This is a genomic window from Halobacillus yeomjeoni, from assembly GCF_020171525.1.
GTDB classification, from domain to species: Bacteria; Bacillota; Bacilli; order Bacillales; family Halobacillaceae; genus Halobacillus; species Halobacillus yeomjeoni.
Map to the genome: position 1 here is coordinate 165131 of NZ_JAIVAI010000001.1, position 12827 is coordinate 177957.

Annotated in this window: 10 protein-coding genes and 1 other annotated feature; of the genes, 9 read left to right on the top strand and 1 reads right to left on the bottom strand. The window is 42.4% G+C overall.

Annotated features, from left to right (window positions below):
* Window positions 1-47 precede the first annotated feature (47 nt).
* Window positions 48-527 (bottom strand): LiaI-LiaF-like domain-containing protein, encoded by a 480-nt coding sequence (locus LCL89_RS00790; protein WP_197316616.1) that lies wholly within the window; start codon window positions 525-527, stop codon window positions 48-50.
* Between the two features lie 249 nt (window positions 528-776).
* On the opposite strand from LCL89_RS00790, the gene hemA reads away from it, so the two are divergent.
* The 9 genes from hemA (at window position 777) to LCL89_RS00840 (ending at window position 12778) form a co-directional block, all read left to right on the top strand.
* The gene (gene hemA, locus LCL89_RS00795; protein WP_224809508.1) at window positions 777-2150 is read left to right on the top strand and encodes a glutamyl-tRNA reductase; all 1374 of its coding nucleotides are present in this window, start codon (window positions 777-779) and stop codon (window positions 2148-2150) included.
* Between the two features lie 14 nt (window positions 2151-2164).
* Window positions 2165-2983, top strand: coding sequence for a cytochrome c biogenesis protein (locus LCL89_RS00800; protein ID WP_197316614.1), 819 nt, complete (start codon window positions 2165-2167; stop codon window positions 2981-2983).
* A gap of 10 nt (window positions 2984-2993) precedes the next feature.
* Window positions 2994-3923 (top strand): hydroxymethylbilane synthase, encoded by a 930-nt coding sequence (hemC, locus tag LCL89_RS00805; protein WP_224807176.1) that lies wholly within the window; start codon window positions 2994-2996, stop codon window positions 3921-3923.
* Window positions 3923-4696 carry a uroporphyrinogen-III synthase gene (locus LCL89_RS00810; protein WP_224807177.1) on the top strand — a complete coding sequence of 258 codons (774 nt, stop codon included), beginning with the start codon at window positions 3923-3925 and terminating at the stop codon, window positions 4694-4696. The genes hemC and LCL89_RS00810 overlap by 1 nt, the downstream gene beginning before the upstream one ends.
* 1 nt (window position 4697) lies before the next feature.
* The gene (gene hemB, locus LCL89_RS00815; protein ID WP_224807178.1) at window positions 4698-5675 is read left to right on the top strand and encodes a porphobilinogen synthase; all 978 of its coding nucleotides are present in this window, start codon (window positions 4698-4700) and stop codon (window positions 5673-5675) included.
* A gap of 27 nt (window positions 5676-5702) precedes the next feature.
* Window positions 5703-6989 (top strand): glutamate-1-semialdehyde 2,1-aminomutase, encoded by a 1287-nt coding sequence (hemL, locus tag LCL89_RS00820; protein ID WP_224807180.1) that lies wholly within the window; start codon window positions 5703-5705, stop codon window positions 6987-6989.
* Window positions 6990-7217: 228 nt separating this feature from the next.
* Complete coding sequence (gene spoVID / locus LCL89_RS00825; RefSeq protein WP_224807181.1) at window positions 7218-8198, top strand: stage VI sporulation protein D; 981 nt, start codon at window positions 7218-7220, stop codon at window positions 8196-8198.
* A gap of 313 nt (window positions 8199-8511) precedes the next feature.
* Window positions 8512-8735 (top strand) — a binding site (T-box leader).
* Between the two features lie 55 nt (window positions 8736-8790).
* Window positions 8791-11433, top strand: a complete 2643-nt coding sequence (locus tag LCL89_RS00835) for a valine--tRNA ligase (RefSeq protein WP_224807186.1) — start codon at window positions 8791-8793, stop codon at window positions 11431-11433.
* 55 nt (window positions 11434-11488) lie between these two features.
* Window positions 11489-12778: a bifunctional folylpolyglutamate synthase/dihydrofolate synthase gene (locus LCL89_RS00840; RefSeq protein ID WP_224807187.1), complete on the top strand. Its 1290-nt coding sequence runs from the start codon at window positions 11489-11491 to the stop codon at window positions 12776-12778.
* Window positions 12779-12827: the final 49 nt, after the last annotated feature.

Consider the following 12827-nt stretch of genomic DNA (forward strand, 5'->3'; position numbering starts at 1 on the left):
GTAAAAGCCGCCATGAAATATTTGGCGGCTTTTTTGTATGTTCACTTTTACTTTTTCTTAATTAACAGAACTCCATAGACGATTAGAACGAGCGGCCAAAACTTCTCAAGGAAGTGGAAAACTTCCTGTATCCCATTCAGCCATGGAAGATACATGGGGGAAATAATGACGAACAGTCCACTGCCGACTAAGATCAGACCTGGTATCAATCCGGATTTATTTTTTTGATGACTGATCAAGAATGCAATTCCTGGTAATAATAGATACATACCCCAATGATCCGGCCAAATGGACAGCTGTTTACGAGCATAAAAGTGAATACCTAATTCTAGAATTAAGACTCCGGTAAACAGAAAAGAATAGTCTTTTGTGACATAACTATGGAATAGAAATGCAAGGCCGATAATAATAAGTAGAGTAGGCCAAGAGCTGTATTCACTCAAGAATGGCAGTTGAATTTGTTGGAGAAGGTAATAAATTCCTAATGCTAACAACAGGTACCCCAATAAAGAATTTTGTTTTTTCACGATCAATCACTCCCGATACGTAGACGAAAAATGTCGTTCGCTTGCGCTATGTAGCATGTTTTGGTATATTACAAACGGATTAAGATTTTAACTTCTCTTAAAAAACAGGTTCGGTTTTTAAGTCATGTAACGCTATCGTATCATAACGATTTCAAAATCTGTTCATATTTTGGTAAAAATATAAGTGTAGATTCGTGTTATAATGACAAATATATGATTAAGTCAGGAACGTTAATGGGGGTAGATGCAATGCACATTCTAGCTGTCGGTCTCAATTATAAAACAGCCCCTGTGGAAATTCGAGAAAAGCTCACATTTTCAGAAGCTCATTTAAATGACGCAATGCAGCAGCTGAATGCACAGAAAAGTGTATTGGAAAATGTGATTATTTCTACATGTAATCGTACAGAGATCTATGCAGTGGTCGACCAGCTGCATACGGGTCGTTATTATATTAAACAATTTTTATCAACGTGGTTCGATATTGATAAAGAAGAATTTTCACCTTTCCTTTCCATTTATGAAACGGATGGGGCGATTGAACACTTGCTTCGAGTGACATCCGGGCTGGATTCAATGGTTCTTGGGGAAACGCAGATCCTTGGACAGATGAAGCAGGCCTTCCTACAGGCGCAAGAAGCTGGTGCTACAGGAACGATCTTTAATCAGTTGTTCAAACAAGCCATTACAATGGCAAAGAAAGCACACAAGGAGACAGAAATTGGAGAAAATGCGGTTTCTGTCAGTTATGCTGCAGTCGAGTTAGCCAGAAAAATATTCGGCGATTTAGTTCACAAGCATATCGTCATCTTAGGCGCAGGGAAAATGGGTGAGTTGGCAGCGAAGAACCTGCATGGTTCCGGCGTACGAAAAGTCTCTGTTGTCAACCGGACATTCACCAAAGCTCAGACTGTCGCAGAACAATTCAATGGACAGGCGTTGACGATGGAAAACTTGGATGAAGTCCTTGCCGATGCAGATATTGTCATCAGCTCGACTGGATCATCTGAGTATGTGATTACACGTGAACGAATGGAGCCGATTCATCGCAAACGTAAAGGGAAACCATTATTCTTCGTAGATATCGCCGTTCCGCGTGATTTGGACCCGGCGATGGAAACGCTTGAAAGTGTGTTTTTATACGATATTGATGATCTGCAGGGAATCGTTGATGCGAATTTAGCTGCCCGAAAGCAAGCGGCAGAACAAATTGAAATTATGATCGAAGCAGAAATCGTGGAATTTAAACAGTGGCTACAGACCATCGGCGTCGTCCCTGTCATTTCTGCGCTGAGATCTAAGGCTCTTTCCATTCAAGCAGAAACGATGAAAAGCATTGAACGTAAAATGCCGGAGCTTTCAGATCGTGAACGGAAAGTGTTGAATAAGCATACGAAAAGTATCATTAATCAAATGTTGAAAGATCCAATTTTACAAGCGAAAGAATTAGCTGCTCAACCTGATTCAGAAGAAACACTTCGTTTATTTACTCAAATTTTCGGGATTGAAGATCAAGTGCAAGAGGAAATCAAAGATCAGGAAGAGAAGGAACGCGCCTCAAAAAAGCATAAAAAAGAAATGAGCGACTCTATTCCTGTCATCGACCCGATTGTCAATTCATAAGGGTGGACGTCCATATGTTTGAATTCAAATGGGTGTACGAACTCATATTATTGCTTTATGGACTTAGTTTAATCGGATACTTTATTGATTTTGTACAGACTAACCGGAAGGCAAACCGAACAGCCTTCTGGTTACTTAGTATGGTCTGGGGTTTACAGACGTTTTTTTTATTGACTCAAGTATTGATTGAAGATAACTTCCCTATCATGACTGTCTATGACGGCCTATACTTTTATGCGTGGATATTGGTTACCTTCTCTTTGATCATCAACCGTCTGTTTCGCGTCGATTTTTTAGTGTTTTTTACAAACGTATTAGGTTTCCTCGTCATGTTGATTCACATATCAACGCGTGCCCAGAATGATCTGAAAAACCAAGGAGTCCAACTTGTAAACGAAATGCTGGTGGTCCACATCAGTTTAGCGATTATATCCTATGGATTTTTTACACTGTCCTTCATTTTTTCAATTATGTATCTACTGCAATACCGATTGCTGAAAAAGAAAAAGTGGGATACGAAGTTATTCAGGTTGGGAGATCTTACTAAACTGGATTCTTTGTCCTACAGGTCAGTCATCCTCGGGGTTCCATTATTATTGATTGCAATCATACTCGGAATTACATGGGGGTACGTATCTCCTGATCTTTTTTACTGGTATGACTCAAAAACGTTAGGATCCATTTTAGTATTAGTCGTTTATATCATTTATCTACTACTACGAGTAGTTAAGGGCTATCAAGGTCGAACTATATCCCTTTTTAATTCTGCAGCTTTTTTATTTCTATTAATCAATTTCTTTTTATTCGGTTCCTTATCAAATTTCCATTTCTAGGAGGATAATTGTGAGAAAAATCATCATCGGTTCAAGAAAGAGTAAACTAGCCATTACTCAAACGGAGTGGGTCATCGAACAATTGAAGGAGATCGATCCATCTTATGAATTTGAGATTAAGAGAATATCCACTAAAGGTGACCAGATCTTAGATGTCACTCTTTCTAAAGTCGGTGGTAAAGGGTTATTCATCAAAGAAATCGAGCAGGCTATGTACGATGGGGAAATCGATATGGCTGTTCACAGTATGAAGGATATGCCGGCTGTCGTTGCCGAAGGTTTGACTGTCGCATCCATCCCGCTCAGAGAAGATCACCGTGACGCATTCGTTTCCAATGGAAATGTCGCTTTGAAAGACCTTCCTGAAGGGGCAGTAGTCGGGACGAGCAGTCTGCGTCGAGGCTCACAAATCAAAGCGGTTCGCCCGGACTTAGAAATTCAATGGATCCGCGGAAATATCGATACGCGTCTTCGTAAACTGAAAGAAGAAAACTATGATGCGATCGTCCTTGCAGCAGCAGGTTTGAAGCGAATGGGCTGGGATGACGATGTTGTGACCGAATATTTGGAGCCGGAAGTATGTGTTCCTGCTGTAGGCCAGGGGGCTTTAGCTATCCAATGCCGTGAAAATGACTCTGAACTTCGTGATTTCCTTATGAAGTTGAATCATGAATATACGGAAACTACGGTGAAGGCTGAACGGAAGTTTTTACATGACTTGAATGGAGGCTGTCAGGTTCCTATCGGAGGTTACGCGTACCGTAAAGGGGACGAAATCGTTCTTACTGCACTGGTAGGAACTCCTGATGGTAAAACCATCTTACATGAAACTGTAAGTGGTAAAGATCCAATCGAAGTCGGAAAAATGGCTGCTGATCGTTTGAAAGCTCAAGGGGCTCAGGAAATCGTAGATCGCGCTATTGAGGAGTATGAACAATAATGAAGCCACTTGCAGGGAAGCACGTACTCATAACCAGAGGCAGATCCCAGGCAAGAGTGCTATCTAGAATTATAGAAAGAGAGGGAGGAGTAGCTGTTGAGACTCCTCTTCTCTCTTTTCAACTGAATGATACGGATGAGAATCAAGAGATTCTGGGACGACTTCACGAATATCAGTGGGTTTTTATAACAAGCTCCAATGGCGTGAAGTTTTTTTTCGAGTTGGTACAACAATATAATTCAGACCTGTCGGAAAATACTCGTTTTGCGATAATCGGTTCAAAAACGAACCGAATGCTGAAATCATATGGTTATGAAGCTGACTTTATTCCTTCAGTATACAATGCTGAGGTGATGATTGAAGAGTTTTTCGAAAAGGAACGAAATGTCGGAAAGATATTATACGTTAGAGGGAACCGTTCACGGGACCTTCTGCCTGAGGCCTTTCGGGAGCGAGGGGTATTTTTTCAATCGATAACCGTCTATGATACGCTACTTATGAAAGATGCAAATAAAAAAATCAATCGATCATTAACGAAAGGCTCATTAGATGCTCTTACCTTTACGAGCCCTTCCGCCATCCAAGCATATATGGCAATCGTGAAGGGTATGGAAAACAGGGGGCTTTCTGTTCCTTGTTTCTGTATCGGGCCGACGACTGCCAGAAAAGCGGAAGAAGCAGGGTTCGAACATGTTCATATTCCAGAACAGTACACCATCGAGAATATGGTAGAGCAGATGAGGCAATATTTCACGGAAGAAGGAGAACGATAAAATGCAGGACATAAAATTCAAGCGTCACCGCCGGTTGCGTCGCACAGATTCTATGAGAGCACTTGTAAGAGAGACTCATTTAAGAACCGATGATTTAATCTATCCGATCTTCGTAGTCGAAGGGGAAGGGCATAAGAATCCAGTTGCTTCCATGCCGGGCGTGCATCAAGTCTCCTTAGATTACTTAACAGAAGAAATGAATGAACTGGTCCACTTGAATATCCGTTCGGTCATCGTTTTCGGTGTCCCAAATGAAAAAGATGAAATCGGAAGTCAAGCGTTCCATGAGGAAGGTATTGTTCAACGAGCAGTTCGTCAAATAAAGGAAGAACATCCTTCTCTTACGGTCATTGCTGATACGTGCTTATGTCAATACACGGACCATGGCCATTGCGGCGTAGTCAGAGATGGGGAAATTGAAAATGATGAGTCACTGGAATATATTACGAAAACGGCCGTGACTCAAGCAGAAGCAGGAGCGGATATTATTGCCCCTTCCAATATGATGGATGGGTTCGTCGCTGCTATTCGCCAAGGTTTGGATGAAGCAGGATTCAGTAACATCCCGGTGATGTCTTATGCTGTGAAATATGCTTCGTCCTTTTATGGACCGTTCCGTGATGCAGCTCATAGTTCTCCGCAATTCGGAGATCGCAGAGCCTATCAAATGGATCCGGCGAACCGGCTTGAGGCTATTCGTGAGGCTGAGTCAGATGTCAATGAGGGGGCGGACTTCCTTATCGTTAAACCGGCTCTTGCTTATTTGGATATCATGAGAGAAGTGAAAGACCGCTTCAACCTGCCGCTGGTCGCCTATAATGTGAGTGGAGAGTACTCAATGATCAAAGCTGCAGCACAAAACGGATGGGTCAATGAACAAGAAATCGTCCTTGAAAAGTTGACCGCAATGAAACGGGCGGGTGCAGACTTGATTATCACCTATTTTGCTAAAGATGCAGCAAAATGGTTAAACCAATAAAAGAACTGTCGGAAAGGGTGCGAGACTATGAAAAATTTCAATCGTTCATCAGAAGCTTATAAAAAAGCCGTGCAATTGATGCCTGGAGGCGTGAACTCTCCGGTGCGTGCATTCAAATCTGTAGGAATGGATCCTATCTTTATGGAGAAAGGGAAAGGTTCCAAAATGTATGATGTTGATGGAAATGAGTTCATCGACTATGTTTTAAGTTACGGCCCTTTGATCCTTGGCCATGCAGATGAAAATGTAACAGAAGCATTGAAGTCTGTTACGGAGCGGGGAACAAGCTTCGGAACTCCGACTGAAATAGAAAATAAACTTGCTGAGCTGGTTATTGAAAGAGTACCGTCCATTGAGATGCTTCGCATGGTCAATTCAGGTACAGAAGCTACAATGAGTGCTCTACGTGTAGCCAGAGGTTATACAGGAAGAGATAAGATATTGAAATTCGAAGGGAACTATCATGGCCATGGAGACTCTCTGTTGATCAAAGCTGGATCAGGTGTAGCGACTCTTGGTCTGCCGGATTCTCCGGGGGTACCGGAATCTATTGCTCAAAATACGATTACAGTCCCATACAATGATATGGAGAGTGTCCGCTATGTGTTTGAACAATACGGAGATGATTTAGCTGCAGTGATCATGGAGCCGGTATCAGGTAATATGGGAGTCGTCCCGCCAAATGAAGGTTTTCTCAAAGAGCTTCGTACATTGACTGAAGACAACGGTACGGTTCTTATCTTCGATGAGGTCATGACTGGTTTCCGTGTTGGTTATCACAGTGCACAAGGTCACTACGGTGTCACCCCTGACATGACTTGTTTAGGGAAAGTAATTGGAGGAGGTCTTCCAGTAGGTGCATACGGAGGCAAACGTGAAATCATGGAACGTGTAGCTCCAGTTGGAGATATTTATCAAGCGGGTACTTTGTCCGGGAATCCACTGGCTATGACGGCTGGATATGAAACGATTTCCTCCATGACGAAAGAAGCGTATGAATCTATCAACCAAAAGGTCGACCGATTGATTGAGGGTTATACGAAAGCAGCAGAAAAACACAATATCCCTCTAACCGTCAATCGAGCGGGTTCCATGGTCGGGTTCTTCTTCACAAATGAGCCTGTCATTAATTTTGAAACAGCCAACCAATCAGACCTTGATTTATTCACCCGTTATTATCAAGGGATGATTCAAGAAGGGATTTACTTGCCGCCTTCTCAATTCGAAGGGCTGTTCCTTTCTGTGAAGCATACAGATGAAGATATTGATCAAACAATTGCCGCGGCTGAAAAAGTATTTGCAGAAATTAAATAAGCGTTAAAAAAAGCAGGGGATGAAAATCTCCTGCTTTTTTTGTTCTCTGTCCCTGCCTTTTGTGATCAGATGGTCATGTAAGTTTGATCGGCACGTAAAATAAAAAACAGATGTTCTTTTCTGAAGTGGGACAATCAACCTTGTATGAATATGTATGTTCTGTCTCCTTCTTGCATAAGGTTGTAATAGTGGAATGAATTTAACTCTATTATGGGAGGGGACCCTATTTTGCATAAAAATCAAAATGTGTTTTCATTTTATTTAGATGAATCCTTATGGTTCAAGGAAGGACAGGGAGTCAAGGAGCTCGTAGGAATCTCATTAGAGCCTGATATCACTCTGGAAGAGCGTGGCGATGAAGTTTGTTTGAAGGGATCAGTAGCCTTGGTTGGAGAGTATGTCGCTGTGTCTTCAGAAGATAGGCATGAAGATCATCCTCAATTGCAGGCACTGAAATTTATCCATGACGTACAAAGGCAGCAAGATGGTCTATGCGAATTTTCACATTCCTTCCCTGTTGAAATCATTGTTCCTTTAGAGCGTGTGTCGAATTTGAATGATGTGCTGGTCGATATAGACAGCTTCGATTACGAACTACCTTCAAGTCAACAATTGCGTCTCCAGGCACAAATGAATATTAACGGTGTGGAGCAGAAGCAGGCTGAGTCATCAAACTTCAAAGGGTTTGATGATACGAAGACAGCAGGGCCGGTAGACTTCAAGCAGAATAAAGAAGAGAGATTCAGTTTTCCTGAAAGAGAAGCCCCGGTCACTGGGGCGAAGAAGTATGAGAATCCAGAGCCCCAGGATGATGCCGCTGGGCGTTGGAATAGTAAAAAATCGCAGAGTTTATCTGAGTTTTTTGGACATAAACAAGAAGAAGTCACAGAAGCGCAGGAGGACTTCTCTCAGAATATGGAAGTAGAAAGTGCTTATCAAAGCTACGAACAAGAGGAATTACCAAAAGAGGAGTCACAGGAAGGAAAAGGTGAAGCCCCTGGAGGAATGGATGGAATCAAACAAATATTCAAGCACCTTTTTCCTAACCGTGAAGAATCCTTCACTCAAATGAAAATGTATATTGTCCAAGATAATGAAACGCTAGAATCCATTGCTGAAAAATACGAATTGCCTGTCAAACAACTGGAGAGGTACAATACCGATCAAGAAGACCTTTCCCCGGGCCAAATCGTCTATATACCAAATTAAATCCACTTATAACGAAAGGCGAGGAAAAGGCCGATAACAAATCCCAGAATGAAGATATCCAATGTCGTTGGAAGGATGATGGTCCTCAAAGTTTGAAAAATCAGTATAGGAAGAAGCGATTTTTCAATCACATACAACCAATGTCTACACCAGGGAGGTAAGCGATAACGGTATATACGGCTCAACCTGAACGGCCTCCTTTGTAGGTGCTGCAGCCTTTGCTGCAGCTTTTTTTGTGTAATCGCGGAATTTTAAGAAATAGTTGACTAAAACTGATGATTCTATATACAATATGTAATATATACTTCATACGTGAAATGCTCAGATAGGGAAGAGTACATGAATAATACCTTCAGAGAGGAAAACATTTGCTGAGAGTTTTCCAGGATCATTGTTTATGGAAAGTCATCCCTTATGCAGCTTCTTTGAACGATTAGTAGGAGAAGCCGGTTAGAAGCCGTTATTTCAATCGAGTGTACAAGAGTAATCTTGTAAATGAAGGTGGTACCACGGAAATCAATCCCTTTCGTCCTTTTTTAGGATGAGAGGGATTTTTTATTTTTACAATAATCAGAAAGAAGGAGGAAGATCAATGAATCAGGAAGATCTTTCAATGCCAACGAAATACGACCCCTCCTCAATCGAAAAAGACCGTTATCAATATTGGGTAGACGGTAAGTTTTTTGAAGCTGCAGGGGATGAAAATAAGGAGCCTTACACAATTGTCATTCCACCTCCCAACGTAACAGGGAAACTACACTTAGGGCATGCGTGGGATACAACACTTCAGGATATTTTGACTCGTGTAAAAAGAATGCAGGGATACGATGTTTTGTGGCTGCCTGGTATGGACCATGCTGGTATTGCGACTCAAGCAAAAGTGGATGCAAAACTCCGTGAAGCAGGTACTTCCCGCCATGATCTTGGAAGGGAAAAATTCCTGGAAAAGTCATGGGAGTGGAAAAAAGAATATGCACAGTTCATCCGTACCCAGTGGGAGAAGCTTGGATTGGGACTCGATTATTCACGTGAACGCTTCACATTAGATGAAGGGTTGTCGGAAGCGGTCAAAGAAGTATTCGTCAAGTTGTATGAAAAGGGCTTGATCTATCGTGGAGAGTACATTATCAACTGGGACCCTCAAACGAAGACGGCTCTATCCGATATTGAAGTGGAGTACAAGGATGTTCAAGGCGCTTTTTATCATATGCGTTACCCTTTAAAAGATGAGGAAGGTACGATTGAAATCGCTACGACACGTCCTGAAACGATGCTTGGTGATACGGCCATTGCTGTACATCCAGATGATGAGCGATATCAACACTTGATAGGCAAAAAAGCCGTTCTTCCGATCATCGGCCGTGAAATCGAAATTGTCGCAGATGACTATGTAGATATGGAGTTCGGTTCCGGTGCTGTGAAAATCACACCTGCCCACGACCCGAATGATTTTGAAATCGGAAATCGTCACAATCTGGAACGTGTATTAGTCATGAATGAAGACGGCACAATGAACGAAAATGCAGGAAAGTACAAAGGCATGGACCGTTTCGAGTGCCGAAAGCAAATTGTAAAAGACCTGCAAGAGGAAGGAGTTCTATTTGAAATCGAAGACCACCTTCACTCTGTCGGTCATTCAGAAAGAAGCGGAGCTGTAGTCGAGCCTTATCTTTCAACGCAATGGTTCGTGGATATGAAACCTCTAGCCGATGCTTCTATTGATTTGCAGAAAGGGGAAGACGCTGTTCAGTTCGTCCCGGACCGTTTTGAAAAACCTTACCTGCATTGGATGGAAAACACACGTGACTGGTGTATTTCACGCCAGCTTTGGTGGGGGCATCGCATACCTGCCTGGTACCACAAGGAAACAGGAGAAATTCATGTAGGCAAAGAAGAACCGAAAGATCCAGAAAACTGGACTCAAGATGAGGATGTACTGGATACATGGTTTTCATCAGCATTATGGCCGTTCTCTACGATGGGCTGGCCGGATGAAGAAAGTGCAGATTATAAACGTTTCTTCCCGACAGATGTCCTCGTAACCGGTTATGACATCATCGGTTTCTGGGTGAGCCGTATGATCTTCCAGTCTCTTGAATTCACCGGCCGTCGTCCGTTTAAGGATGTACTCATCCATGGACTTGTCAGAGATGCAGATGGAAGAAAGATGAGTAAGTCACTTGGAAACGGTGTCGATCCGATGGATGTCATCGACAAATACGGCGCTGATTCCCTTCGTTACTTCCTGGCTACTGGTTCTTCTCCAGGACAGGACTTACGTTTCCACTGGGAGAAGGTCGAGTCGACATGGAACTTTGCGAACAAGATTTGGAATGCTTCACGATTTGCATTGATGAACATGGGCGGCATGAAATATGAAGAAATCGATTTGAGTGGGGAAAAATCCGTAGCGGATCAATGGATTCTTACACGTTTGAACCAAACAATCGATCAAGTGACTCAGAACATCGATAAATATGAATTCGGTGAAGCGGGTCGTCACCTTTACAATTTCATTTGGGATGACTTTTGTGATTGGTATATCGAAATGGCTAAATTGCCACTTTATGGCGAAGATGAAGCAAGAATTAAAACGACTCGCTCCATTCTTGCGTACACCCTGGACCAGACGATGCGTATGCTTCACCCATTCATGCCTTTCTTAACAGAGGAAATTTGGCAGCACCTGCCACATGAAGGGGAATCCATTACCCAGGCGTCCTGGCCGGTTGTTCGTGAAGAGTTCCATAATGAACAGGCAGTGGCTGAAATGGAGCGTCTCGTTTCCATCATACGTTCTGTCCGAAACATCAGAGCTGAGGTAGACACACCGATGTCTAAAGAAATTCAATTGCTGATACAGGCTAAAGATGATGAAGTCGTTCAAGAACTTGAGAAAAACAGATCTTATTTGGAGAAATTCTGTAATCCTAGTGAACTGACAATCGCTACGGACCTGCAGGCTCCTGAAAAAGCGATGTCTGCTGTGATTACTGGAGCTGAATTGTTCCTGCCGTTAGCCGGTCTGATCAACATTGAAGATGAAATCAAGCGTTTAGAAAATGAATGGAAGAAATGGGATCAGGAAGTGACAAGAGTTCAGAAGAAATTGGCAAACGAAGGCTTTGTCAATAAAGCTCCTGAGCATGTAGTAGAAGAAGAACGTCAAAAAGAAGTTGATTATTTAGATAAGCGCTCTAAAGTAGAAGCGCGTATTGAAGAATTAAAAGCATAAGGAAGTGGGAGAGTATCGTTTGGGTACTCTCCCCTTTTTGAAATGAGGGAGCAACATGGTGAATTATCAAGAAGCTTTAGATTGGATTCATTCCAGAGAAAAGTTCAAAGTCAAACCTGGTTTGAAACGGATGGATTGGATGTTGGATCGTTTAGGGAATCCTCACAAGGATTTGAATGCCGTGCACATAGCCGGAACGAACGGAAAAGGATCCACCCTTTCTTTTTTGAGGCATTTACTGCAAGAGCAGGGTTACAGCATAGGTGCATTCACCTCACCATATATCACCCGGTTCAATGAACGAATCAGTGTTGATGGATATGAAATATCCGATGCAGATTTAGCTGATTTGGTTGGAGTTATAAGACCTATTGCAGAAGAGCTTAAAAAAACCCATCTGGGCGATCCGACAGAATTTGAGATTATTACGACAATAGCAATGCTGCATTTCTCCAGATTGGAGTTGGATTTCGTTCTTTTTGAAACGGGTTTAGGCGGACGTTATGATTCTACAAATGTAATAACCCCGCTATTGTCCATCATTACGAATGTCGGTTTGGATCATATCAACATTCTTGGATCCACGCATGCTGAAATCGCTGGTGAGAAAGCAGGGATTATCAAAAAAGACACGCCTGTTATTACAGGGGTGAAGCGCCGTGATGCTTTAGAAGTGATAGCGCATGAAGCTGAAGGGTTGGATGCTCCTCTTCTTTGCTTTGGCGATGACTTCAATGCGGAACATATCAGGGAAGAGGAAGGGGTGGAAATATTCGTTTTCACTAATAGCGCATGTCGGTCTGGAGAGTTAAAAACCAGAATGAGAGGGGCCCATCAAGTAGAGAATGCCGCCCTGGCCGTTCAAGCCTGTGAAGTACTGAATGATTTAGGATACTATATGGAAAGAAAAAGATACGCATCCGCACTTTATCAAACATCTTGGCCGGCTAGATTTGAAACGGTTGGGAACAACCCATTGACCATCATTGATGGCGCTCATAATGAAGAAGGAACACAGGCACTCGTGGAAACCGTTCGGAGACACTATTCGAATCGTAGAGTCACGTTGGTTTATGCTGCTCTCGAAGACAAACCGGTAGAAAAGATGCTGGGCATGCTTGATCAAATTGCAGATGCCATTTACTTTACGACTTTCGATTTTCCGAGATCTTTGAAGGCTGAACAATTACGGGAGTATTCTTCCATCACAAATAGTTATGTTTACCCAGATTATAGAGAAGCGATTAAACAGGCTTCGTCTCAAGTCGAACGAGGAGAAGTCCTACTTATAACGGGGTCCCTTTATTTCATTTCATTAGTAAGAGATTATTTTGAATTAGTCTGAAAGTTGTGGTACATTTTAATTATCTGAATATTGCCTTGGCAATAGAGTG